Origin of the sequence: Embleya sp. NPDC050493 (assembly GCF_044458105.1) — a bacterium.
In the GTDB taxonomy this organism is placed as follows: domain Bacteria; phylum Actinomycetota; class Actinomycetes; order Streptomycetales; family Streptomycetaceae; genus Embleya.
On record NZ_JBITHP010000055.1, the window covers coordinates 1 to 23,893 of the forward strand.

The following is a 23,893-nucleotide window of genomic DNA, read 5'->3' on the forward strand; positions in this document are numbered from 1 at the left end:
GCCCGTTCCTTCGAAGTCAACCCACCACCCTGCGCATACCGCATATCCACGGCATACCGCAGGGATCTTCAACCGTCCACGACATCACGGCGAAATCGTCAGTAGTCGGGGTCTCGTCCCGGCCGCGTACGCACACGCGCTCCGCCGGGTACACGGCTCTCGTGGACGGCGCGTCGGGAGCGTCGAGGCCGGATGTGTCCGAGAGTTGGCTCTTGCGGGAGCTTCGCGGGGTTGCCCACCTACTCCGCAAAGTGTGGGAATGGTGACGTTCGATCCGGCGGGAGCGCGTCGCGTAGTGAACGTCGGCCGGCTCGGGCGGCGCTCAAGTCGAACGGGACTCGTCGCCACCATCCCGGGTTCCCGCGCGGACGTGCGATGAGAACCTCCCCACCAACGGCCACGTCGCCACGTCCTGGTACCGGGCCGGGCCGTCGCCGATGACGCTCCGCACCAGGTGCAGCCGGGCCGCGGTCCATTCCACCCCGTCGAATCCGGCGAGATCGGCCGCCGGGGCGGCGAGCACACCACCCCGGGGGCGCCGCCCACCGGCGCCGCGTGGTTGGGCGACGCGGGCCAGAGTCACGTGACCGTGCCACGGCCGGTCCTCGATCGGGATGTGGCATTTGTCGGCCGCGCGCCGTACGCCCACGGCCAGGGCAGCCATCGCCCGCCGGTCGCCCCGAATCCCGATCCACAGGGTGCGATCGCCGAAACGGCCGCTGCCGGTGAGCGCGAGATTTTGCGGCGGATGGCGTGCGGCGACGCGGGCGAGCCGGGCCTCCAACCCGATCCGGGTCTTCGGCTCCACCGTGCCGAGAAAGGCGAGGGTGAGGTGCCAACCTCGGGGCCCGGTCCAGCGCAGCCCCTCGTACCGAGAGCGGATCGGATCGACGGCACGACGCAATTCCGCCACCGCTTCGGGGGGCGGCACGAGCGCCACGAACAAGCGCATGGAGCCGTTTTCGCTCACCCATCCATCAGAACACGGCTGTGACACGACCGCGAACAACCCCACCCGGCCCGGTACACCCGTCCTTGTCAGTCAGTGGCGGAAGAGCCCGACCGTGCGGCCGATGGGAGGATTCGGTGGCGTCGGGGCCGTTCGTGATTCCGGTCGGGGCGGGGCTGTCGGCGCTGGTGACGCCCGGGATCTCGGCGAGGGCACGCCAGGCCTGTCGCCCTTGTCGACGCGCATGGCCCAGCAGGGCGCTCGGAAGCGTAGAAGCGTGGAGGCGCTGAGGCACGGAAGCGCGGACCACGCAGAGCGGCCGGGCGAACGGCTCAGGCCGCCCGTTCCAACCAACGCTTCCAAGACTGGCCCGGCCGGCGCATCGCCGACCTCGAAGCCCGGATCGCGGGCACCCGACAACCCGCAGGACGGCTCAGTCCGGTCCGGTGACGTCCCGTCCAGTGACGTCACTTCCGATGACGTCCCGTCCGGTGACCAGGGAAAGCCGTGGTCACCGGACCGTTCCGTATGCCAGGCTCCGGCACATGGAGCCCCACAACGAACAGGCCGCAGGCGAGGTCCTGCATCAACGCGGCTGGCGCAAAGCATTCGTCGTCCAAGAGATGGTCGACAAGTGGGCCCGGCTCGTGGGCAAAGTCGAGGACGGTTATGGCGACTTGGTCGACGAGTACACCAACGACCTCTACAGCCGGAACTGGCTGCACCAGGCCTGGCCGATCCTCACCGAGCGCGAGATCGTCACATGGACGCCGCAGATCAAAGCCCTCGACGACCGCTTCCGAGCCGCCACCGTCTTCGACGACGGCATCGCCTTGTCTCGGTTCCACCGGATCAGCGGATTCGACCCCATCGACATGTGGTGGTGGCGGCGCCACCCTCGTCTGCTTGTCGGCGATCTCGGCCGCTCGCTCCGTTCGGCGGGCGCCACCGACTGATCCTCGGCGGCTCGGCGCATGAGAGTCCGCCGAGCCACCCGCACCAAGGCAACGCGCGTCCCGTCACTTTCGGGTGGAATCTCGTGATGTGCGGCGGCGGCCCGACGCAGTTCTTCATAGTCCAAGATCGGATTTGAACAGGTCTATTACTTCGTATCGACGGCGATCGACGTCGGCAACCATCGCGTCCGTCACGCCGGCTCCGGCTCCGGCGGCAATCCTGGCGTGCGTGTCGATAACGGCGTTCACAAGATCCCGAGCCGGTCCGGACACTGCCCTTCCGGAGAGAATCTCGATCTCGGCTGTCGCTGCAAGGAGATTGGCGTCCTCCGAGCGGCTCCTTTGACCAGACAGCGCCTGGGCGTAACTTGCGCTGATCGACCTCAGGTACTCGGCGTATACATGGCGCTTCGCATCGCCAAGCGAATCCGCTCGTTGCCACTTGCGGTTGCGCGATGCCTGCGCCTGCTGGAGCGCACCGCCGATCAAGACGCCCATCAAGGTCCCAATGACACCTACTACGACGGAGCCCATCCCCCACTCTCCTGGCATCCTGTCGGCCGTCGCTGAGCTATGGGGGCAGCCTAATCCGCTGCTGACGGGGGTGTCTCGGCGTCCGCGGCGCGGACGGCGATTCGGACGAGCCGTCGGCACACCCAGCCTGAAGGCAGCGGATCGACGCGCCGCTTCGCCGTCGAGCTGAACCGGCCTGTCGTAGGCGCCGGCGAGGCCGGCGTGCGGACCGTCGACCTCGCTCGGCCATCCCTCCCCCTCCGCCTCGGCGATCCGCGCGATGAGGTTGTTGCGGAACTCGACGAGCCATGCGCGCTGTTCCGGCTCGGGCCGCGGCATCGAGCACCGGATGCAGACCGCCAAGGCGGTCGGTTGGGGCGCCGCCCGCAGTACGGGCTCGCCCACCGAACGCGGCAACGCCCGAAGCGGTCGCCCGAGCGCGGGCCTGCGGTGACCCGGTGCTGCGTACCTGCTCTTCGCGGCCAGTTACATCGCGTACATCACCTTCCTGTCCGAGGTACTCGAAGAGCACCACACGGGGACGGGGCAGGCGGCTTCGATCCGGGTGGTACCGCTCGGCCGTCGTCATCGCCCCTTGGGTCCGGAGGCAGGCGTTCAACGGCCGGCGCATAGGCTGCGCCCGGGTTCGGCCGCCTGCGCGGGGTAAGGCGACCGGTACGCCCGCCCGCGCCTTCGCCTGCCGCGCCTTCGCCTGCCGCGCCCGCACCCCGCCCACCCGACGCCGCCCGATCGCATGCTCGCCGTGCTCCTCGCCGTGCTCGCGGTCTCCCGCTGCCCGGCCCTCATCCGGCCGCCGGAGCCGGCCGGTCTCGCGGTGCTCGTGGGCTCGGCCGCGACCTACGGGCGCACTCTCCTGGACGGTCGGCATGCGGCTCGCCGAGGACGCCGGGCCCCGCGCAAGTCGGGAGCGGCCGGGAAAAGCCGGTGACCGGCGCGTCGGCCGCTCGATAACCTGACGCTCCGTCGGCGATCCGCCGACGTGCCGACCCGACGGTTCGTCGGCAGGCGCCCACGATCCGCCCGCGAAGGGAGCCAACCGATGGGAGCCGCCAGTGCACCCGGTTGACGCCCGCTTCGCGGATCCCGCGGAGCCATAGGGCCGGCCGCCGGATCCGCCGCACGTCCCTCGGGGGAACCCCATGAACGACCCGGACACACGCCCCGGCACACCATCCCTCGAGGACTGCCTCGCCGTACTCGGCGCGCTGTCCGACCTGGCGCCGGAGGCACCCGAGCGGCGGCGGATCGAGCAGGTGCTCGCCTCCTTCATCCGTTCCGGACGCCATCGCCGCCGGGCCGAGCAGCGAGCGCTGCGCGCTCGAGAGCGCACCGCGGTGACCGAGCGGACCGCGCTGGGCGCCGCCGACCGGATCGAGGATCTCCCGCTGGACGACACCGGGTTGCCCTCGTGTGTCGGCGTGGTCGAGACCGGGCTGCGCTGCTACGTCTGCAAGCAGCCCTACCGGCGAGTCGACGGCTTCTACCACCGGCTCTGCCCCTCGTGCGCGGTGGAGAACCGACAACGACGCCACGCGCGCACCGACCTGACCGGGCGGCGGGCGCTGGTCACCGGCGGTCGGGTCAAGATCGGCCACGAACTGGTGCTCAAGCTCCTGCGCGACGGCGCGGAGGTGATCGTGACGTCGCGCTTCCCGCACGACACGCACGAGCGGTTCGCCGCCGCGCCGGACCACGACGCGTGGGCGCACCGGCTGCACGTGCACGCGATCGACCTGCGCGACCTCGGCGGCCTGGTGGCGTGGTGCGATCGACTTGTGGCCGAGGGCCGGCCGCTGGACATTCTGGTCAACAACGCGGCGCAGACGATCCGGCGCCCGGCGGCGGCGTACGGGCCGTTGCTGGCGGCCGAGCGGGCCGCGCTGGGGGCCGGCGCGTTCGAGTTCGCGCCCGGGGTCGGTGCGTTCGCGCCGGACCGGTTGCCCGCCGACGAGTGGGACCCGGCCGCGCCGCTCGGTGCGCAGCCCGCCCGGGTCGAGCCGGACGCGGCGGGGCTGATTCCGGACCGGGGTTCGGCCAACTCGTGGTCCAAGCGGGTGGACGAGGTGGATCCGGTGGAGTTGCTCGAAGTGCAACTCGTCAATGTGACCGCGCCGTTCGTGCTGGTGAGCCGGTTGCTGCCGCTGCTGCGCGCAGCCGGGCGCGAGCGGCGCTACATCGTCAACGTGTCGGCGGTGGAGGGCCAGTTCGGGCGCGCGTACAAGTCGCCCGGGCATCCACACACCAACATGGCCAAGGCCGCGCTCAACATGCTGACCCGAACCAGCGCCGAGGAACTGGCCACCCGTGGTGTGTACATGACCAGCGTGGACACCGGCTGGATCACCGATGAGAAGCCGCTCCCGGCCAAGGCGCGGGTCGCGGCGGCCGGGTTCCGCACTCCGTTGGACGTCGTCGACGGTGCGGCCCGGGTGTACGACCCCATCGTGCGTGGGGAGCGGGGCGAACCGGTATTCGGGTGTTTCCTCAAGGACTATCAGGTCGCGCCCTGGTGATCGAGGGGCATCCCGACGGTCGGCTTCGGCCGGCCGGAGGGTGCCCCGGCAGGTGGAACGCAGGGACACCAGCGCGGCAGCGCGGCGTGGAAGGCGGCCGAGGACCTCGCGGATGTGGTCGAGGCCGGGGGGCCGCGAGCCGGACGATGCCGGTTTCGTGGGCGATCCGGTCCGACCTGATCAGCGCGCTCACGGGGTCTCCTCGAAATCGTCGAGCAGGCCGATGCGCCGGTGGTATTGCGTTGGTTGGACGCGGTCATCCGGCGAGGCGAGGTCGGGCCGACCGTCTCCCGGATCCTCGCCGCGAACACGCGGGCGGAAACCGGGGAGGCTCGCGCGGAAACCTGGGAGCGTCCTCGAAGCCGCACCGGGTGCGGTAGGCGGCGTGCAGGCCGGTCTGCTCGGCGCGCATGTCCGGGGCGGGGGTGCAACGTTCGTCGATGAAGCGCCCGATGCGGTCCTCCGTCCCCGCGCACGCGTGGGTGGCCCACCCGCACGCGTAACGGGTTGGTGAAGCCACGGTCGCGGTCGCCGCCAACGTAGCGGCGGGCACCTGCGACGAGCCAGGCCAGGCTGCCGGGGCCATCCTCGGAGACGAGGACCCGGGCGGTTGTCCACGCGTCGTCGGCAACGACGCGCTCGACACGCGGTGCTCGTCGGGACGACGACGCGCCCCAACGGGACCAGGCGCCTGCGGGCACCGGAACGCGGGACCGCCCGAAGTGACTTCGGCACGGTGATTGCCCAACAGCCGCAGTTTGCAAGTGGGTTCGAAGCCGAAGAAGCCTGGCATACGGCGGACCTTGAGCCGACCGCCGCCGGTCGGCAGCTCGAAGCGGGCCTCGTCGAAGCGATCGCCGGGCCCTGAGTTCGGAGCAGAAGATGACGCACCGTCCGTGGAACTCGGCCGGATCGGTGGGGCGGCCCTCGAAGGGTTCGGCCGTGAGGAATCCCGGCCGGGCGGCGTCGGAGCAATCGCCGAACAGCGTCACCAACACGTCCCCGGCCGAGCCCCGGCCCGGCAGGTGGACGTGCGCGGCGTCGGCGGCCGCATCGTCGCACCCGCACCCGCACCCGCACGCCGCACGCACCCCACCGGGGTCCACACCCTCGCGGGCACCTGCCACATACCGGCCCTGCTCCCGACATGGCCGGCCACCGAACCCTTGATGTCGGGCGATCCCGAACGCCGGCCGTCGTACCCGGGACCCGGCCGGGTTCGTACGGCTCGGAACGACCCTCACGCAAGCGGGCAGCCGAGAGCACCCTCGGAAAGAATCCGGAATTCGGGAACGAAACAAGGTCGCCCGGCCGAAGGTGCGCCGCCGTGGCGCCACCCGCGGCGACTACGTTCTGGAGAAGGTGTGTGGGCCTCGCGGCTCATGGCAGGGCGTGGTGCCAGCCCTGCAATGGTACGAACGACGCGGGTTTCAGCCCCAGTCGGTCGCGGCCCGGTGCGCCGTCGGCGCGCGCTGGTCGCGGCGCGCCGACGCAGCCCTCGTTCAGTTGTTGATCACGACGGTCGAGCAGATCTTGTCGGCGAATGTCTGCTTCTTCTCGTCCCACGCCGGCCACAGCCAGCCGAGGTAGCACGGAAGTGTGTCGAGGATGTGTGCGAAGTAGCGTCCGAGAGACAGCCAGAAGCCGGTCGGCTGCCCGTCCCGGATGCGGACCACGCGAATGCCCACGACGCTCTTGCCGATCGTCTGTCCGGTCTTGCCCTGGCGGTGGCACTGCCAGAGGCCGAACAGCAGAACCAGCGCGGCGCCGACCACGATGAGGGATATCGGCGCCGAACCGCCGTCGTACTCGGTGGTGATCGTGCCGTCGAAGTCCTCGTACTCCGTGGTCTTGTTGCCCACCCACAGAACGCCGCCGTACATGGGCGCCATGACCAGGGCGAAGATCACGCAGTCGATCGCGTAACCGCCGGCACGCCGGCCCCAGCTCGCGCAGTAGTCGCCGAGGTCCTGCGGGACACCGTAGCCGAAGTTGTAGCTGCTGTAGTCGTAGCCCCCGCCCGGCAGGTGAGCCTGGGAAATGGGAGGGCCGGGCTGGTCGTTGCCGGCGGCCGGGCCATCCGGTGCCTGCTCGTGGCTCGGCGCCGGCTCGGAGGCAGGCCGGTCGTAAGGGGATGCCGGAGACAAGTGGGACTCCCTGGAAGGTCACGTGCCGCGCACGCGAAGAGACGGATCCAGGCGAATCGACGCGCGGTGCCCGGGATGGGCGGCGACGTCTTCCCCACCCGCCCGGGATCCCGTTGACGGCGGCAACTTACCCCGAACGGTTGGCGATTGACAGAGGTTATTCGGGCTGGAGGTCCTCCCGATATCCGACGCGAAAATCTGCCGAATCGCGAGGACGCGGCCACCGGCGAAACAGGCCGCAGACCGTCTGCCACGGCCCGTACCGCTCGGGAACGTCACGCCACGGAACCCCCGGCCCGTGTCCCGCCACCGGATCCCGTCGATCAGCCGGCGTTTCGTCCGTATCGGTGGCTGTCCGAACTCGACGCCGACCGGCAACAGCGGTTCCAGGCACGCCCATTGGCCATCGGTCGGATCTCCCCTTCCGACACGATGATCGTGGCAGCTTGAGATCGACTTCCGAAACAGACCCTGGTGCAGTCCTCTTTCGGTTGCCGACCGCGATGGGTCACACTGCGTATGCTCATCCGTCGTGCGACCCCGCGCTGCCGCTGGGACGGCCGCGCCACCGGCAAGTGCCCGAAGTGACGCCTGCCGCAGGGTGTTCCGAAATCAAAACTCCGTGGGCGGCTGTGCGGCTACCCTGCGGAAATGCCGTACGAGCTCAACGCCGTCATTGGAACTTTCGACCTGCTCAGGAGTCGGACTGCCGGGACACGGGCAGCGGCTGTCGCCCCGCTCCGACAGCGCATGGGGCTGGTGCCCGTCACCGAACAGTTCCTCGAGGAGTTGGCCGGTTGGCCCACCGGTCAGGATGGCGTCGGGCCCGGTCAACCATTCAAGGCAATGCCCCCGGCTTTCGAGCAGACCTTGAGCGACTGGTCCCGGGGCGGGCCGATCGCCTACGTGGAGGCCGACTTCCACGGAGGAGACGGATATCAGACCGCCGCCGTGTGGCGAACCGGCGTGAAGGCGTGGGGTCCGGCCCATACCCGGGTCTTCACCGGTCCGCGGGAAGACTGGCCGATCAATGCCGCGCTCGCCCTACTCGATGTCGTTCCGAGCGGTTCCGAAGAGGCGAGCCACCACGACCTGTTCCTGGAGGCGGGGCTCGGTTGGGAACAGGACATGGACGGCTGGCAGTCGGCCGGCCGGGCTGCTCGATGGGCGGCAACCTATGACGAGTGGCATGCGGAGCACGCGAGAACAGCGCGTGCTGCTGCGGAGTTCGAGAAATACAGGAGGCTCCCGAACGTTCCGGTGGCTCTGGACGGTAAGGCCATCATGGAGCTGCTCGGCCTACCTCCGGGCCCACTGATCGGCGCGGCCACTCGCCATCTGCAAGATCTGCATCTCGAACGCGGCCCGCTGTCACGGGAAGAGGCCGCAACCCGGCTGCGGACCTGGGCCGTGGAGCAGGACACGAGGCGCCGAGGCCGGTGATCGGTCAAGTAATCGGACTCCGGTGCCCGCAGGTCCCCGAACGCCGGTGGCCCAGCCACCACCGATCCTCAAGGTCCCGTAGGAGGCAAAGGCGGCCCAAAGTCACCGGCATGTGGTGCGGGTGCGGGTGCGGGGGTCCGGGGCGTGGCTGCCCAGGAGGCGAGCAGGCGCAGGCTCTGTTCGGAGGGGGAGGCGGGTTCGGCGGTGTAGATGGTGAGGGTGAGGCCGGGTTCGGCGGTCATCTCCAGGCCTTCGTAGGCGAGGGTGAGTTCGCCGACGGCCGCGTGGTGGTAGTGCTTGAAGCCGGTGCCGTGGTGGCGGACGTCGTGGGCGCCCCAACGGGTGCGGAACGCGTCGCTGCGGGTGGAGAGTTCGCCGACGAGGTCGTGCAGGTCCTTGTCGTGGGGGTCGCGGCCGGCTTCGGTGCGCAGCATGGCGACGGTGATGTCGGCGGCCTGGTCCCAGTCGGGGTAGAAGCGGCGGGCGGCGGGGCTGAGGAAGGTGAAGCGGGCGAGGTTCTCCTGGTTGTGGGGGTCGGCGTAGACGTCGGCGTAGAAGGCGCGGGCGAGCTGGTTGGTGGCCAGGAGGTCCATCCGGCCGTTGCGGACGAACGCGGGGCCCTCGGTGATCGCGTCCAGGGTCCACTGCAGGCTCGGGTGCGGCTTCCACCGCCGGGTGGCGCGGCGGCGGGGCCGGGTGAGGACGTCGGAGCCGTCGGCTGTCTGGGCCAGGTGGAGCAGGTGGGCGCGCTCCGCGTCGTCGAGCCGGAGGGCGCGGGCGACGGCTTCGAGGACGGCCGGGGAGACACCGGCGAGGTTGCCGCGTTCCAGTTTGGCGTAGTACTCGACGCTCACGTCGGCCAGGGCCGCGACCTCGCTGCGGCGCAGGCCGGGGACGCGCCGCCGGGGGCCGGCGGGCAGCCCGGCCCGTTCGGGGGTGATCTTCGCTCGCCGCGAGGTCAGGAACTCGCGGACCTCTTCACGGTTGTCCACCCCTCGACAGTATGCCGCCGGGACCGCCGAAAGGGTGTACTACCGGTACGCCCTTCGCCAGTGACTCGCTGCGCGGGCGGACGGGGGGTTGGCTGGATGACGTGGCGCTCTCCGCCGCGGCCGGCACGCCGGGCCGGGAGGAGGCGCCCGGCCCTGCACTCGGCGGCGGTGCCGGTTTTCCGGTGCCGGACGCCTCGGCGACGTAAGGACCCCCATGCGCGGAGCAGTGATCCACGCCCCCGGCGACGTCCGTTTCGAGACCCTGGACGACCCGAAGATCCTTCACCCGACCGACGCGGTCATCCGCATGGATGTGACCTGCGTGTGCGGCTCGGACCTGTGGCCGTACCGCGGCGCCGAGCCGGTCGACGAACCACACCCGATGGGCCACGAGTATGTCGGCTTCGTGGAGGAGGTCGGCAGCGAGGTCACCTCGGTCCGGCCCGGACAGTTCGTCGTCGGCTCCTTCGCCACCTCGGACAACACCTGCGTGAACTGCCGGAACGGCTTCCAGTCGAACTGCCTGCACCGCGAGTTCATGTCGACGTGCCAGGCGGAGTACGTGCGCATCCCGAACGCCCAGGGCACTCTGGTCGCCACCGACGGGGTGCCGGACGCGGAGTTCCGGCCCGGTCTGCTGGCTGTCTCCGACGTCATGGGCACCGGTTGGTGGGCCGCGGACGCCGCCGAGGTGAGGCCCGGCTCCACCGTCGTGGTCGTCGGCGACGGCGCGGTCGGATTGTGCGGCGTGATCGCCGCGAAGGAGCTGGGCGCGGAGCGCATCATCGCCATGTCGCGGCACGAGCCTCGGCAGAAGCTGGCGCGTGAGTTCGGCGCCACCGACATCGTCACCGAACGCGGCGAGGAGGGCATCGCCCGTATCAAGGAGATGACGAACGGCATCGGCGCGGACTCCGTCCTGGAGTGCGTCGGCACCGCCGAGGCCATGCGGCAGGCCCTGCACACGGCCCGGCCCGGCGGGAACGTCGGCTTCGTCGGGGTCCCGCACGAGGTGGCGATCGACGGGCAGGAGCTGTTCTTCTCCCACGTCGGCCTGCGCGGCGGCCCCGCCCCCGTCCGCCGCTACCTGCCCGACCTGATCGACCGCGTCCTCACCCGCCGGATCGACCCGGGCAAGGTCTTCGACCTCACCCTCCCCCTCGCCCGGGTCGCGGAGGGCTACCAGGCCATGGACGAGCGCCGCGCCATCAAAACCCTCCTCACGCCCTGACCCCCTCCACCGGACCTCTACACCGACCCCTCACCGGACAAGGAGCAACCGTGCGGATCACCCGCACCTCGATCGACACCGTTAAGGGGCCGACCGACTGCTTCACCGGCAACGTCTACATCGACGCCGTCGCCGCCGCGCCCGCCCCGTCCCGGGTCACCGCAAACCCGGTGCACTTCATGCCCGGCGCCCGCACCCACTGGCACCGCCACCCGCCGGGCCAGACCGTCTTCGTCACCGAAGGCGTCGGCCTGTGTCGGCGTCGCGGCGGACCGGTGGAGGTCATCCGGCCCGGCGACCGTGTCCTGTTCGAGGCCGACGAGAGGAGGACGGCTCACGAGTGCTGACGGTGGTTCTCGTCGACGGGCGCCGTTGCGCCTGCCTGCCCCCGGGCCCAGGGACGCCGCCCCCGCGCAGGTCGGTCGTCAGCGAAGGTCGAGGGGGATCGCCTTGTCCACCTCCGGCTTCAGGCACGCGTTCGCACTGCACGCGCCATAGCTGACGACCACCTCGGCACGGTGGCCGCCCGTTCGGCGCACTGGCAGGGTGAAGGTGACCGGACCGTCGGGGTAGACGGGGAGTTCGGTCGTGAGACCCGTCAGCCGCAAGGGCCGGGTCGAACTCCCGGTCGCAGGCGGGCCGTCGGCGGCGAGGTCGCCTCGAACTCCGACGCGGGTCTGGACGCCCAGGCCATCGATTCCCCCCGCCGGGAGATCGACGCTGTAGATGTGGAAGCCCGGTTGGGGAGTGAACGTCACCTCGAGTTCGCGCCGGTCCTCGCGTGGCGGGCGAAGCATGGCGGTGACGGTCACGCCGCTCGCGGTGACACTTGCCGTGGGCGGGGTGGGGGTCGCGACCGGGGCCGAAGCCCGCGTCGATCCGCATCCGCACAACGGCACGACCGTCACCGCCACCCACGCCGACGCCATGGCGGACGGATGCCGGCGCGCGGGCGGGTTGTCATTCCCGCCCCGCGTTGCCGGGTGCCCAGCGGGAACGTCGGGCTCTGGTGGCCTATGGGCCGACCACCCGCCGGCCGCGTCGCCAACCGCACGGGTGAATTCGCCCGGGTCGAGTTCCTCGAAGTGTTCGGACGCGAGTGGTCCGTAGGTGGTCACCGGTATGCCGGGCTCGGTTGGGCGGCGGCGTCGCCGCTCGGGGGGTCGGTGGCCCGACGGTCGCAGGAGCGGTCGTTTCGGTCGGTGGTGCGGAACCGGTCTCGGTAGTCGGAGGGTGGGACGCCCAGGTGTCGGTGGAAGGTGCGGCGCAGCGTCTCGGCGCTGCCGAAGCCGCAGCGCCGGGCCACGGTGTCGATCGGCTCGTCGCTCTCGGCGAGGGCGCGCCGGGCGGCTTCGACGCGTACGCGTTCGACGTAGCCGGCGGGCGGGATGCCCAGGTCGGCGGTGAAGCGGCGTTGGAAGTGGCGCGGGCTGAGGCCGCAGCGGCGTGCCAGTTCGTCGATGGTGTGCCGGGCACCGGGATCGGCGTGCACCGCGTCGACCGCCGCGCGCAGCGGGCGCGAGGCGGGGCGGGCGCTCCACAGCGGCACGCTGAACTGGGACTGGCTTCCCGGGCGACGCAGGAACAGGACCAGGTCGCGCGCCACGCGGTGCGCGACCTCGTGGCCGTGGTCGTGTTCGACCAGGGCGAGCGCGAGATCCATGCCGGCGGCGACTCCGGCGGAGGTCCACAGCCGGCCGTGTCGGACGAAGATGGGGTCGGCGTCGACGATCGCGTCGGGGTGGGCACGGGCGAGTTCCTCGGCCCGCCGCCAGTGGGTGGTGACCCGGTGGCCGTCGATGAGCCCGGCGGCGGCGAGCAGGAACACGCCCGTGCACACGGACGCGATCCGCGGAGCGGATCGCGCGGTGTCGGCGATCCAGTCGACCAGGGTGGGGTCGGCGCACGCGTCGCGTACTCCGGGGCCGCCCACCACCATCAGGGTGTCGACGTCTGGCGGTTCGAGGTCGGCGAGCGAGGTGTCGGCGTGGACCGGAAGGCCGCCGGCGCCCCTGACCGGTCCGGCGCGCAGGGCGACGATGCGGCTGGTGTAGTCCGGGACGTGGGAGAAGACACTGTGTGGACCGACGAGGTCGAGCGGTTCGAAGTCGTCGAAGATCAGGAAGGCCACGCGGTGTCCGGTCATGGGTCCACTTTGGGTGCTCGGTGCTCTGGCGTCCAGGTCATGTTCCCCACGGATCGTGCCATCGGCGGGATCGGCGGTCCTGCGTCATATCGGCGGGCCCCAGTACAGCAGCGCGGTCACTGCGGGCGGCAACGAAGCGGTGTGCGCGGGGTCGGCGGAGCGGGCCTCGCGGCGGTGGCGTCGGCGGACGGCGAACCGGGCACGCGCGGTCGGGGGTGCTTCCGATTCGGGGACCGGTTCGGAGCCGGGCGCGGGCGATGCGCGCGGTTCCGGCGCCGCGCGGGTTCGGGTGGAGAGAACGGTCTCGCCCGGCGAAGTCCGGTCCGGTTCGCCTGCCGCTTCGCGGGGGTCGCGAGAGTCACGGGAGTCGCGGGCGGCAGTGAACGTCGTGGGCTCGGAGCGGCCCTGTCGAGTGGTCATGCCCCCAGCCTGGGGGCGCCTCGTTCATGGCGTCTACGACAGGCCCCCCACAGATCGCGCCACACGAGCCCCGGGCCCCCGGCCCCGGGCCCCGACCACGAGCCGGCTGCGCGATCCTTGTCGCGCGGCGGCCGCACACGCGCGTCGCACGCGCGCGTTCCGGATGCGGCGCCGGGACGGCGCGTGTCGTCAAGGGTTAACGCAGCCGGTTCCGGCCGGGCCGCGGCCGGGGGAGCGCACGCGCTGCCGCTCGACGACTTCGCCGGCGAGGTCACGCACCTGCTCTCGGAGAACCCCACCCCTGACGAGATCCTCGTGAAAGGCGTCCTCACGCACCGCTGGGTGGAGCGCGACGGCACCTACGACGACCTCGTCGCACAGCGCTCCGGGCCCTGACCACGCTCCCCGGCCCGCCGCGAAGGCTGACGCCCTCGTCCCGCCGGCGGCCTCCTCGTCCCGAAACGAGTACCGACGCGCACATCGAATCGACTACCGGGACGAGTGCCGGCCCCGATGCCGACATGCCCGGACACGGCGACCGCGAACGCCCGCCGTGTCCGGGCTCGTCCCCCTCACCTCACGCGGTCGGGCACGTACCTCCCGGCAGCGTCAGCGCCACCCGTGCGTGCGACACCACGACGCTCACGCCGGACAACAGCGTGATCCGCAGTGCGTTGACCGTGATCCCCCGACCGCCGGGGTCGACCACCTGCTCGTTCACGCGTACCGTCGCCACCAGCGGGATCGTGATGTCCACATTGACGTTCGGGTTCACCACCGGCACCCCGGCCACCCGCAGGTTCGCCAAAGTGACCGAACCGCTCGGTGTCGCCCCGCCGTTCGCGTCACCCTGCACCGTGGCGACCGCTTCCACGACATCTGCCGTGACCAGTCCGCCCAGCAGGTTCACCCCGGCCGTCTCGGCGCGCGCGTTCGCCCGCTGCAGGCCGTTCGCGTCGATCGTGCCCTCCGCGCGGGTGGTGAGCACGCCCGTGTTGCCGACGACGCCCAGCGACACCGTCGCGACGTTGTCGGTGTCGACCGCCGCGACGTTCGAGCAGGTCACGTCGGACGCGGCGATCGGGCCGATGTTCGCGAGCGGGGACTTCACTGCGGCCCCGTACGCGTGCGCGTCGAAGCGCATCGTGTCGAACACGACGCTCGCGCACCCGGGCAGGCTCACCCCGACCACGTTCGTGAAGCCGGCCGCGCAGTTCGTGTAGGTCCCTCGCACCGCCGAGGTCACCTGGACCTGCGCCGTGCAGGATTCCTGACCCGCCGTCAGGTTGCCGGCTACGTCGACCGATCCCGCACCCGCCGGCGCGACAACCGCACCGCCGTCGCACGTCGTCGTGGTCACCCCAGTCGCCTCGAGCCCGGCCGGCAGCGCGTCCGAGAACGACCAACCGGGCTTGGCGCCCAGCTCGTTCGTGTTCGTGATCGTGAAGGTCAGAGTCGAGGTGCCGCCGGTGAGCACCGGCGTGGGCGCGAAGCCGATGTCGACCTGCGGGCTCGCGTCGACGAGCTTGACGTTGTCGAAGGCCACGTCGTTGCCGGTGCCGCTCGGCTGCTCGTTCACCAGCCGGATGCCGGCCTGGCTGCCGGCGAACAGCACGGCGCCGTTGCTGGTGAAGGTGCCGACCTTGGCCCCGCCGATCGTCGTCGTGGCATCCACGCACGCCTCGATCGGGCGCGTGAACGCGGGCGTGGCCCGGTCGCCGTCGAGCAGGTAAAAGCTGAACTTGGAGTGGTTGGCGAAGCAGTTGACTTCGGCGATGTCGACCGAGAACGCGATGAAGCGCCGCCCCGCGGGCAACGGGATCGGGGCCGCCGTCTCCAACTGCACCTTTCCGGCGCCCGGGTTGCCTGCGGTGTACGCCGTCACGGCGTGGTTCGTGGTCGAGGAACCGCCCGACCACTGACCGAGCACGCCCGCGAGATGCTTGACCTGGGCCCAATCGCCCGGGACGCACCCGCTGCCGGCGGGCGGCGTGGTCGACGCGGCCGGCGACGTGACCCAGCCGTTGCACGCGGTCAACCAGGCCGGGTCGGCGGTGTACGTCTCCCCCACCGGCGGACCGCCGGTGTAGTTCGTGAGCAGGGTCGGCGTCGCACCCTGGCCGTTCTCGAAACCCTCGGCGAAGATCGCCGTAGGCGCCTGCGGCACACCCGGTGTACCGGGCGCGGCCTGCGCGCTGCCGGCGGCGAACGGTGCGGTCAGACCCGCAACGACCACCGCGATCGATATACCGACGCTCCCGAAGCGTCCGGTGAGCCGTCTTCTCATCGTGGACATGACGAAACCCCCTACGTCGCAAGGTGTCCGACCCCACGACCCGCCCCGCGAGGCCGGCCGAGGACGGCGGGGCCGAACCGATCGCGGGCACCACGACCGGTCCGGCACATCGCCCCGAGCAGCACAGCACCCACGACACCGACCAACCGCCCCTCGACGACCAAACCACCCCTACGGGTGACACCGTCGCGCGCCGGCGCACCCACCGAACCACCACGCACCACCCGCACACTCCGAGCGTCCGGCCGAACTGCCGGGAGACGAAGCGCTCGACCCCTGGCTGCTCGGGGACGCAGTGTCCGCCGGACCGATCCCGAAGAGCGGCAGTCTCGTCCTTGCCGGGGAGGACGACTACGAACTCGACGGCGCGAACGTCATCGACGAGCCCGGCCTGTACCTGGCGCTCGGCGAGGCGGTGAACGGGCCGGGCGGCTACTTCGGCGGTTGTCTCGATGCCCTCGACGACTGCCTGCGCGGCGCATTCGGTTACACCGCCCCCGCGACGCTGATCTGGCGGGACGCCGGGATCGCACGCGCGCACCTGTCCCGGCTGCTGACTCCGCACGGTCGGCCGCACGACCTGTTCGCCGCGGCTCTCCGAGTCTTGGCCGAGGGCGGCGTGGACGTCACCCTGGCGTGACCCGCATCGGGCCGGCGCATGGCGACAACGAGTCGATCGCGTCGGCAGCCACATCCGGCCCGACCCACGACCAAGCAGCGGGAACGAGTGCCGGCCGCGCGTCACGCCCCGACCGCGACACTGCTCGTCGGGCATGCCGGTGAACGCCCCCCGGTAAGCCGCCGGCCCGGGCACCGGCCCGCGCGCCCGCCACCCCATCACTCGTTCGGCGTTGGTGGCTTACAAGCCTCCGGTATGGCAGATGTGATGTTTTAGGCAATATCTGTTGCTTTGCGGAGGAGTGTCGTGCTCAATCTCATGCGGGAGAACGCCGTGCTGGCGTTGTTCGCGTGCCTCACGTTGGGCTATCTGGTCGGGAAATTACGCGTCGGGCCGATCACGCTGGGCGGCATCTGCGGCACGCTGATCGTGTCGATGCTGATCGGCGCGCAGCACGTGTCGGTCGGCGCCGACGTGAAGAACGTGGCGTTCGCGCTGTTCATCTTCTCCCTCGGATACATCGCCGGTCCCGGGTTCGTGGCCAACCTGAACGCCAAGGGACTGCGCTTCGGCGTGCTGTCCGTCATGGAAGCCGTCGTGGTCGTGATCATCGCCATCGTGATCACCAAGGCCGGCGGCCTGGATGTCGGCACCGGCGCGGGCATCCTGGCCGGCGCCGCCACCGAGTCCGCGGTCGTCGGCACCGCGCAGGAGGCGATCAGCAATCTGTCCGGCATCACCGCGGACCAGTCCAAGGAGATGCAGGCGCACGTCGCCACCGCGTATTCGGTGTGCTACCTGTTCGGTCTGATCACCATCGTGATGTTGACCAGCCAGCTCTTCCCGCGGCTGATGAAGATCGACCTGGCGGACGCCAGCCGCGAGTTGTGGCAGCGGATGCGCGGCGCGGACCCGACGCTGGAGGAGGGTCAGGAGGCGTCGATGCCGGCCCTGGTCGGCCGGACGTACCACGTGACCGACGGCAGCGGGGTCACGATCGCGGCGCTCGAGAAGGCGGTCGGGCTGCACGCCTCCGTCGAGGGCGTCAAACGCGGCACCAAGGTGCTGACCGTCGCCCCGGACCTGACGCTGGCCCGCGACGACCGGGTGCTGGTGGTCGGACAGCGCGAAGGCGTCATGGCGGCCGGCGAACGGCTCGGGCCGGAGACCGCAGGCGTCCCCGGCCTCGAAACCCCGCTGACGGTGCGGGAACTGGTGCTCACCGAAAAGAAGTTGGCCGGCAAGACGGTCACCGAGCTCAACCGGGCGTACCCGGTCGAGACCGAGGGCGTGTACCTCACCGGCCTGCAGCGGGTCGGCCAGGACCTCCCCGCGACCGGGGAGACGGAGCTGCGCCACGGCGACACGATGACCATCGTCGGCAGCGGTTCCAAGGTCGACCGGTTCCAGCGGAAGTTCGGCGCGAAGGTTCGCACCGAGAGCGCCGACTGGGTCTACATCGGCCTGGGCATCTGCCTCGGGGTACTGCTCGGCCAGATCGTCGTGCACGCCGGCGGCGCGGACCTCACGCTGGGCACCGGCGGCGGCTGCCTGATCTCCGGGCTGCTGTTCGGCTGGTTCCGCTCCACGCAGCCCACCTTCGGGGCGTACCCGCCGGTCGCCGCACAGACCATGAAGGACCTCGGCCTGGCCATGTTCATCGCCGTCACCGGCCTGGCCGCCGGACCGGACGCCGGGCCGCTGCTGAAGCAGTACCCGCTGCTGCTGCCGCTGTCCGGCATCGCGATGGTGGTGATCCCGGCGTTCCTGGGACTGTGGATCGGCCGGAGGTTCCTGAAGATCGACAAACCCATCCTCGTCGGCGCCATTGCCGGACAGCAGTGTTCGACCCCGGCGATCACCGCGGTCACCAACACCGCGAACAGCTCCGTACCGATGCTCGGCTACACGATCACCTACACCCTCTCCAACTTCCTGCTCCCGCTCACCGGGCCGATCTTCGTCGGCATCATCGGCCTGAAGACATGATCCGCCGGAGCGGACCGGAACGGCGGCGTGGGGCGCTGCGGCTGCCGCAGTGCCCCACGGCGTTCCCGGGCCGGTTGCTCAGCGACCGCTGCCACCGTCGGCGCCCGGGCTGCCCGCGTCGACCCATTCGTGGTGGTAGTCGTCGAAGATCCCGCGCACGGCGTGGCCGATCCTCAGGTAGTCGAGGTCGTCGAGGTTGGCCAGCGACGCGCGGATCGACCACTGCGGCCCGTCGAAACCGCCGCCGTTGAGAAGTACGACCGAGGTCTGTTCGGCGAGCCGGAACAGCGGGTCGATCGGCTCGTAATCGGCTTCCAGGAACTGCGCGAAGCCGTCCCCGTGCACACGCTTCGCCTCCGCCACCAGATCCAGTTCGACGTAGTAGCAGGCACGCTGTGGATCGTCCGCGATCCGCATCCCGGACCCCTCCAGGAGCAGATCGAGGCGGCGGCGCACAGTCTCCCGCAGGAGTCGCTTGTACGCCTGGCCCTCCTCCAGCAGTCCGAACAGCGAGAACAGCGCCATCTGCACCTGCTGTGGCAGGCCCAGGCCCGCGGTGTGGTTGAGCGCGACCTGCCGCGAGTCCGCGACGAGCCGGTCAATGAACTTCAGGGCACCCGGCTCGAGCGCGATGGTGCCGTACCGCTCGGCGAGCCGCTGCTTCTCGGCGTCCGGCAGGGTGGCGATCCGCGCGTCGATCACGTTGTCGTCGTGGACGCCGATGACACCCAGCCGCCAGCCGGTCGCGCCGAAGTGCTTGGAGTACGAGTAGACCAGGAGCGTGTTGCGCGGCAGTTCGGCGGCGATGGTGCGGAAGCCGTCGACGAACGTGCCGTACACGTCGTCGGTCACCACGATCAGGTTCGGGTTCTTGTCACGGACGATTGCGGCCATCTGTTGCGCGACCCGCTCCGACAGCGCGAGCGAGGGCGGATTGCTGGGGTTGACCAGGCACACCAGTTTGATCGAGGGGTCCTCCAGCTTGGCGATCTCCGATTCGGGATAACGCCACTCGCGCACTCCGTTCTCGGCGAACAGCTCGGCTTTGATGTCGACCACGTCGAAGTCGTAGGTGTCCAATTCGGGGATCTCGATGTAGGGCGTGAAGATCGGCACCATCAAGGCGATCCGGTCGCCCCGGTGCAGGATGCCGTTCTTCATCAGCGAGTCGAAGATGTAGCACATCGCCGCGGTGCCGCCCTCGGTGGCGAACAGGCTCAGGTTGTTGCCGGCGGCCGCCTTGCCGTCGAAGATCTCGTGGTGCAGGTAGGTTCGGACGACCTGCTCGGTGCAGGCCAGAATGCGGTCCGGCATCGGGTAGTTGTCCCCGATATAGCCGTCCACCAGCTCGTGGATCCACACGTCCGGATCGAAGCCGAGTTCGTCGATGCCGTGCCGTACGCACTTGTTCAGCACCTCCACACCGACGAGTCCCGGATTCGCGGCGCGGAACGCCTCGAAACGGCCCGCGACTCCGGGCTGTGTGGGCATGCCGCCCAGGTCGTCGGCGGTCCACACCCGACGGCTCTCGCCGAGCGCGAAATGCCCCAGCGCGAGGTACGCCTCGCGCGGCCCGGTCGCGATCCAGTTCGGATTGCCGCGCCCGGCGTTGAGCATCTGCCGGGCCGCCCGGTGTTTCTGCGCGTCCTCGGGACTCGCGTCCGCCGCGTGCGTCTCGGCGAGCCTGATGAACTCGGCCTTCAGCTCGAACGGGCTCAGGGCGGCGAGCCTGCGCATCTTCTCGCGACTGTAGGTGGCCTTGGGCACGGCACTACTCCTCGGGAGGCAACCGGGACGGGAATCGGAACGGGAATCGGGACGAGCCTGCGATATGGAGGGCGAGGGACGGGCCGGTCAGTGGGTGAGAAGCACGATGACCGATTCCCGGATGGTCGGCAGCACGTTCCCCACCGCGCGGGGGACCATGTAGCCGAGGTACACGCGTCGGCCCGCGTCGTGCTGCGCCGCCTCGAACCGGGCGACGGGCAGGAAGACCGGCAGCTCCGGATACGGCTTGAGGATCTCGCCCTTGAGCCGACCCATGGTCAGCTCCGGAACCGGGAAGGACGACACGCCCCGAAATCCGACGGGACCGGGCCTGCCACGCCCCCGTCCGACGGGCGAAGCCGCCTCGGGCCCGTACACGTGGTCGGCACCCGTCGGCGACAGCGCGGTTCCATGCTCTCCTCCCGGCCCGCCGCGGTCAGGGGTCGATCGTCGCGGCGCCCGCCGGGAAGAGTGAACGGATCAACCGCGCACCACACCGCGGCTGCGCCGTACGGGTCCGCGGTGCACCCGTCGGGCCCAACCCCCACCGCCCCGCGATACCGGAGGGGCAGCATCGGCGAAGCCGCCACCGGCGCCCCCACCCCGACCGAACCGGAACCGGCGGAAAACACTTCCCTGAGAGGAATTCGGCCACATATTGCGGCGATGCGGTATCCGTCATTCGAGAGATTCGGTGCCCGGCGACGATGATTCGACGCATATGCAACCGCTGCGACAACGATACGACGATACGGCACGTGTCACCTTTTCGTTCGCAGCAAAATGGTTCGACCGGAAAAACGGAACTCCTCCTCGCACCTACGCGGAATCCCTTTCCATTGCAAACGCGCCATGCCACGATGCTGGCCTTGATCATCTTCCAGGCCTTCTTTGGAGGCACTTCAGTGCGCAAAAGAGCAATATTCCTCGCCCCGTTCGCCGCGATGTTGATGCTGCTGACGGCGATCGGGCCGGCCCGGGCCACCGACTACACGCAGGCCACCGACAGTTGGGCGCTGGCACGCATCACGCAGACCGGCCCGGTCGCGGCCCCCGGCAACGGCCGGACGTACAACTACACGACGCACTCCCAGGGCGAAGGCGTCAACGCGTACATCATCGACGCCGGCATCGACATCGATCACCCGGATTTCGGCGGGCGCGCCCAGGTGAAGTACGACCCGTTCGGAAACGGTCCCAATGACTGCACCGGCCACGGCACCGGCATGGCCGAGTCCCTGGGCGGCGCCACATACGGTGTGGCCAAGAAGGTGAACCTGATCGCGGTCAACGCCGAGAATTGCCACGGCTCATGGGCCTGGCAGGATTACTACAACGCGATCATGTGGGTGAAGAACAACGCCGTCAAGCCGGCTGTGGCCGTCATCTCGCACAACTGGAACGGGGCGGGCTACTTCGGACAGCTCGGCCAACTCACCCAGGCCGTGAACGACCTTTCCAACTCCGGTGTCTCCGTCGTCGTGTCCGCCGGCAACGTGGGCGGCCCCGTCCCCTACTGCCTGTTCCCGTGGCTTTGCGTCTCCGCGGGGCCGGACGCACAGCGCTGGGCCGTGGACAACCCGCCGGCCAACGCCGGGCAGGCGATCGTGGTGATGGGCACCTCGCCCGACGACACCGTGCCCCTGAACAACCGGGTCACCCCGGACTGCGTCAGCACCAACACCGGACAGCCGGTCAACGCATGGAGCACCGTGGGTGGAGACATCTACGCACCCGGGTTCCCGGTCATGACCATCCGGGAAGTGCCCAACGCGCACAACGCCCCCTTCGGCTACGACTGCGGCACTTCCTACGCTGCGCCGATAACCGCCGGGGTCGTGGCGCTGTACAAGGCGACGTACGGCGACGCTCCCTCGCCGACCGTCAAGGCCTGGATCCTCGACCACGCCACCGTCGGGGCGATAACCAACAACCCGCCGCAGGACGGAACCAACGCCAACACCTACACCCCGAACCGACTCCTGAACACCGCGGGGCTGTAACCGCCAATACCGGGATGTCGCCGGTGGGCCCCCACCGGCGACATCCCCGACCTGCCGAACCCGCTGAAGGGGCGCCCCCTCGGGGGCGCCCTAAGTCGCACTAACCACAACCCCCTTAGGACGGGACTAGGGGCGCCGGGCGCGGTCCAGGGCGGCCATGCCGCTGCCTCGGATGTCGTCGCCGTCCAGGGCCCAGATCATGACGCCGGCCAGGTCGTGCCGGCGGACGTAGCGAGCCTTGGTGGTGAGGATTTCGGCGTTGTCATAGGTGTAGAAGGTGTTGCCGTCGTATTTCCACGAGGCGCCGTGGTTTCGGTCGACGTGGGTGGTACCGGGGCGCGCGCCGAGTTCCTTGTAGGTGAGGTCCGGTGCGGTGGCGGTGGCCTTTTGGTAGAGGCCGTTGCGGTCGCCTGCCGGAACGCCGGTCCAGCCGTGGCCGTAGAACGGGACACCCAGGACGGTCTTTCGGGCGGGCAGGCCGAGTCGGGCGTAGTGGTCGACGGCCTTGTCGGCGCTGCGTTGGCGGGCGTCGGGGTCGGTGGGGTCGGAGTACAGGTTGGCGTGGTGGTTGGTGGGGCCTTTGGTCTCCCACGCGCCGTGAAGGTCGTAGGTCATGAGGTTGATGAAGTCGACCGAGGCGGAGACCTCGGGGATCTCCAGGCGGTCGGCAACCACGGAACTGGCCGGGAGGGCGGCGGTCAGCAGGTAGTGCCGGGGCTTGGGGCGTTCGCTCCGACTCTGGGCCTTCTGCGCGGCGTACTCGTCGAGTTGCTTGCGGAACTCGGCCATCAGCAGGGTGAAGTTGCGGCCGTCCTCGGGGCGCTCGACGTTGCCTTCCGCACCGCCGCCGCCCGGGTACTCCCAGTCGATGTCGATCCCGTCGAAGACACCTTCGGCAGCGCCGGGGCCGCCCTCCGGAGCGCCGTCGAGCCGCGGCACGTCGCCCTTGATGTAGAGGTCGACGCAGGAGGAGACGAACTTCCTGCGCGACTGGTCGGTGGCGGCCGCGTCGGAGAAGTACTTGGACCAGGTCCAGCCGCCGAGCGAGATGACCACCTTGAGCTGTGGGTTCCCGGCCTTCAGTTTGCGCAGTTGGTTGAAGTGGCCCTTGAGCTTCTGGCGGGGGGCGTCGGCGACGCCGTCCACCGACTCGGCGGCGGTGAACGCGCGCTGGTAGTCGTCGTACGCGTAGCCCTGACCTTCGATGTTGGCCTCGAAGCAGGTGCCCTCCGCGGAGACGTTGCCGAAGGCGTAGTTGATCGTGGTCAGCTTCGCGGCCTGGCCGGTCTGCTGAACGCGTTTGGCGGAGCTGTCGGGGCCCCACTGGGTGAAGTACCCGATCCGCTGGCCCTTCGGCTTCGGACCGTGCGGCCCGTGGCCGGGGGTGGCGGTCGCGGTGGTGGCGGAGGTGGCGGCGAGCAGCACGGCGGCGGTGACGGCCGCGAGGAGACCGGCTGGACGAACGGTCACGAGGGCCCACTTTCCGACTGAGCGTCACGGCGCCCGGGGCCGGGCGTAGCAAAGGTCTAGTCCATTCTGTCCCGCGTGTACAAGGGGTGCGTTCGGATCGGTGCAATATGCAAAACGGTGGTGCGGCGAGCGCCGGTTCGTTGCCGGTGCCCCTCGCCCCCGCACCACCACCGGCGCCGAGACCGCCGGCCCCCGAGGCGCAACTCGCTTGATGGGCCTGCCCGGTCGACTGCGGGCGTTCCCGGCTCGACCCGGCCCGGAAAACGCGAACCGTTGGCTCTTGGCGCCGACGTCGCCCGCGCTCCACGCCGGGGGCGGGGGGGGGGGGGGGGCCGCCGCCCCCCCCCCCCCCCGGGGGGGGCGCGGGGGGGGGCGGCGGGTGTGGGGGGAAGGCGGTGGGAGGGTGGCGGCCACCTGG

At 70.3% G+C, this 23,893-nt stretch carries 18 protein-coding genes and 3 pseudogenes; 11 read left to right on the forward strand and 10 right to left on the reverse strand.

The features are described from left to right. Positions 1-322: 322 nt before the first annotated feature. Positions 323-970: an RNA 2',3'-cyclic phosphodiesterase gene (gene thpR / locus ACIBM5_RS45960; protein ID WP_396012671.1), complete on the reverse strand. Its 648-nt coding sequence runs from the start codon at positions 968-970 to the stop codon at positions 323-325. 470 nt (positions 971-1,440) lie between these two features. Between thpR and ACIBM5_RS45965 the strand changes: the two genes are divergently transcribed. Beyond that, positions 1,441-1,905, forward strand: coding sequence for a hypothetical protein (locus tag ACIBM5_RS45965; RefSeq protein WP_396012672.1), 465 nt, complete (start codon positions 1,441-1,443; stop codon positions 1,903-1,905). 114 nt (positions 1,906-2,019) lie between these two features. Here ACIBM5_RS45965 and ACIBM5_RS45970 read toward each other — a convergent pair whose 3' ends face one another. Further along, positions 2,020-2,403: a hypothetical protein gene (locus ACIBM5_RS45970; protein ID WP_396012673.1), complete on the reverse strand. Its 384-nt coding sequence runs from the start codon at positions 2,401-2,403 to the stop codon at positions 2,020-2,022. A 295-nt stretch (positions 2,404-2,698) separates the two neighbouring features. Between ACIBM5_RS45970 and ACIBM5_RS45975 the strand changes: the two genes are divergently transcribed. The 3 genes from ACIBM5_RS45975 to ACIBM5_RS45985 all read left to right on the forward strand — a co-directional run bounded on the left by ACIBM5_RS45975 (position 2,699) and on the right by ACIBM5_RS45985 (position 4,952). Next, entirely contained in the window at positions 2,699-2,872 is a 174-nt protein-coding gene (locus tag ACIBM5_RS45975) for a hypothetical protein (RefSeq protein WP_396012674.1), read from the forward strand. Between the two features lie 300 nt (positions 2,873-3,172). Continuing rightward, positions 3,173-3,367, forward strand: coding sequence for a hypothetical protein (locus ACIBM5_RS45980; RefSeq protein WP_396012675.1), 195 nt, complete (start codon positions 3,173-3,175; stop codon positions 3,365-3,367). A gap of 211 nt (positions 3,368-3,578) precedes the next feature. Further along, positions 3,579-4,952 carry an SDR family NAD(P)-dependent oxidoreductase gene (locus ACIBM5_RS45985; RefSeq protein ID WP_396012676.1) on the forward strand — a complete coding sequence of 458 codons (1,374 nt, stop codon included), beginning with the start codon at positions 3,579-3,581 and terminating at the stop codon, positions 4,950-4,952. 1,502 nt (positions 4,953-6,454) lie between these two features. Here ACIBM5_RS45985 and ACIBM5_RS45990 read toward each other — a convergent pair. Beyond that, complete coding sequence (locus tag ACIBM5_RS45990) at positions 6,455-7,099, reverse strand: RDD family protein (protein ID WP_396012677.1); 645 nt, start codon at positions 7,097-7,099, stop codon at positions 6,455-6,457. Positions 7,100-7,750: 651 nt separating this feature from the next. On the opposite strand from ACIBM5_RS45990, the gene ACIBM5_RS45995 reads away from it, so the two are divergent. Further along, positions 7,751-8,542: a hypothetical protein gene (locus ACIBM5_RS45995; protein ID WP_396012678.1), complete on the forward strand. Its 792-nt coding sequence runs from the start codon at positions 7,751-7,753 to the stop codon at positions 8,540-8,542. 68 nt (positions 8,543-8,610) lie between these two features. Here ACIBM5_RS45995 and ACIBM5_RS46000 read toward each other — a convergent pair whose 3' ends face one another. Next, the gene (locus ACIBM5_RS46000; protein ID WP_396012679.1) at positions 8,611-9,534 is read right to left on the reverse strand and encodes a helix-turn-helix transcriptional regulator; all 924 of its coding nucleotides are present in this window, start codon (positions 9,532-9,534) and stop codon (positions 8,611-8,613) included. A 214-nt stretch (positions 9,535-9,748) separates the two neighbouring features. On the opposite strand from ACIBM5_RS46000, the gene ACIBM5_RS46005 reads away from it, so the two are divergent. Both ACIBM5_RS46005 and ACIBM5_RS46010 read left to right on the forward strand, forming a co-directional pair. Next, complete coding sequence (locus ACIBM5_RS46005) at positions 9,749-10,765, forward strand: zinc-dependent alcohol dehydrogenase family protein (RefSeq protein WP_396012680.1); 1,017 nt, start codon at positions 9,749-9,751, stop codon at positions 10,763-10,765. A gap of 50 nt (positions 10,766-10,815) precedes the next feature. Further along, positions 10,816-11,088: pseudogene (locus ACIBM5_RS46010) on the forward strand (cupin domain-containing protein); the annotation flags it as partial. A 102-nt stretch (positions 11,089-11,190) separates the two neighbouring features. Here the strand turns inward: ACIBM5_RS46010 and ACIBM5_RS46015 are convergent. Both ACIBM5_RS46015 and ACIBM5_RS46020 read right to left on the reverse strand, forming a co-directional pair. Continuing rightward, positions 11,191-11,562 (reverse strand): hypothetical protein, encoded by a 372-nt coding sequence (locus tag ACIBM5_RS46015; protein WP_396012681.1) that lies wholly within the window; start codon positions 11,560-11,562, stop codon positions 11,191-11,193. Positions 11,563-11,879: 317 nt separating this feature from the next. After that, positions 11,880-12,911, reverse strand: a complete 1,032-nt coding sequence (locus tag ACIBM5_RS46020; RefSeq protein WP_396012682.1) for a GlxA family transcriptional regulator — start codon at positions 12,909-12,911, stop codon at positions 11,880-11,882. A gap of 657 nt (positions 12,912-13,568) precedes the next feature. Here ACIBM5_RS46020 and ACIBM5_RS46025 point away from each other — a divergent pair. Further along, positions 13,569-13,741, forward strand: a pseudogene (locus tag ACIBM5_RS46025) (oxidoreductase); the annotation flags it as partial. A gap of 167 nt (positions 13,742-13,908) precedes the next feature. Here the strand turns inward: ACIBM5_RS46025 and ACIBM5_RS46030 are convergent. After that, a complete protein-coding gene (locus tag ACIBM5_RS46030; protein WP_396012683.1) occupies positions 13,909-15,627 on the reverse strand; it encodes a choice-of-anchor P family protein in 1,719 nt (572 codons plus the stop codon). Between the two features lie 352 nt (positions 15,628-15,979). Between ACIBM5_RS46030 and ACIBM5_RS46035 the strand changes: the two are divergent. After that, positions 15,980-16,267: pseudogene (locus tag ACIBM5_RS46035) on the forward strand (barstar family protein); the annotation flags it as partial. A gap of 285 nt (positions 16,268-16,552) precedes the next feature. Further along, complete coding sequence (gene aspT / locus ACIBM5_RS46040; protein ID WP_396012684.1) at positions 16,553-18,235, forward strand: aspartate-alanine antiporter; 1,683 nt, start codon at positions 16,553-16,555, stop codon at positions 18,233-18,235. Between the two features lie 78 nt (positions 18,236-18,313). Here the strand turns inward: aspT and ACIBM5_RS46045 are convergent, their stop codons facing one another. Then, positions 18,314-20,002 (reverse strand): bifunctional aspartate transaminase/aspartate 4-decarboxylase, encoded by a 1,689-nt coding sequence (locus ACIBM5_RS46045; RefSeq protein WP_396012685.1) that lies wholly within the window; start codon positions 20,000-20,002, stop codon positions 18,314-18,316. A gap of 87 nt (positions 20,003-20,089) precedes the next feature. Then, on the reverse strand, positions 20,090-20,308 hold the full coding sequence (locus ACIBM5_RS46050; protein WP_396012686.1) for a hypothetical protein: 219 nt from the start codon (positions 20,306-20,308) through the stop codon (positions 20,090-20,092). 554 nt (positions 20,309-20,862) lie between these two features. Between ACIBM5_RS46050 and ACIBM5_RS46055 the strand changes: the two genes are divergently transcribed. Continuing rightward, complete coding sequence (locus ACIBM5_RS46055) at positions 20,863-22,005, forward strand: S8 family serine peptidase (protein ID WP_396012687.1); 1,143 nt, start codon at positions 20,863-20,865, stop codon at positions 22,003-22,005. Between the two features lie 126 nt (positions 22,006-22,131). On the opposite strand, the gene ACIBM5_RS46060 is transcribed toward ACIBM5_RS46055, so the two are convergent. Next, the gene (locus ACIBM5_RS46060) at positions 22,132-23,475 is read right to left on the reverse strand and encodes a glycoside hydrolase family 18 protein (protein WP_396012688.1); all 1,344 of its coding nucleotides are present in this window, start codon (positions 23,473-23,475) and stop codon (positions 22,132-22,134) included. Positions 23,476-23,893 lie beyond the last annotated feature (418 nt).

Excerpts from the sequence above, each read along its gene's own strand:
- ACIBM5_RS45970 (WP_396012673.1), bottom strand. The coding sequence starts at position 2,403 with ATGGGCGTCTTGATCGGCGGTGCGCTCCAGCAGGCGCAGGCATCGCGC.
- ACIBM5_RS45975 (WP_396012674.1), top strand. The coding sequence starts at position 2,699 with ATGAGGTTGTTGCGGAACTCGACGAGCCATGCGCGCTGTTCCGGCTCG.
- ACIBM5_RS45980 (WP_396012675.1), top strand. The coding sequence starts at position 3,173 with ATGCTCGCCGTGCTCCTCGCCGTGCTCGCGGTCTCCCGCTGCCCGGCC.
- ACIBM5_RS45985 (WP_396012676.1), top strand. The coding sequence starts at position 3,579 with ATGAACGACCCGGACACACGCCCCGGCACACCATCCCTCGAGGACTGC.
- ACIBM5_RS45995 (WP_396012678.1), top strand. The coding sequence starts at position 7,751 with ATGCCGTACGAGCTCAACGCCGTCATTGGAACTTTCGACCTGCTCAGG.
- ACIBM5_RS46005 (WP_396012680.1), top strand. The coding sequence starts at position 9,749 with ATGCGCGGAGCAGTGATCCACGCCCCCGGCGACGTCCGTTTCGAGACC.
- ACIBM5_RS46015 (WP_396012681.1), bottom strand. The coding sequence starts at position 11,562 with ATGCTTCGCCCGCCACGCGAGGACCGGCGCGAACTCGAGGTGACGTTC.
- ACIBM5_RS46020 (WP_396012682.1), bottom strand. The coding sequence starts at position 12,911 with ATGACCGGACACCGCGTGGCCTTCCTGATCTTCGACGACTTCGAACCG.
- ACIBM5_RS46030 (WP_396012683.1), bottom strand. The coding sequence starts at position 15,627 with ATGTCCACGATGAGAAGACGGCTCACCGGACGCTTCGGGAGCGTCGGT.
- ACIBM5_RS46055 (WP_396012687.1), top strand. The coding sequence starts at position 20,863 with ATGCTGGCCTTGATCATCTTCCAGGCCTTCTTTGGAGGCACTTCAGTG.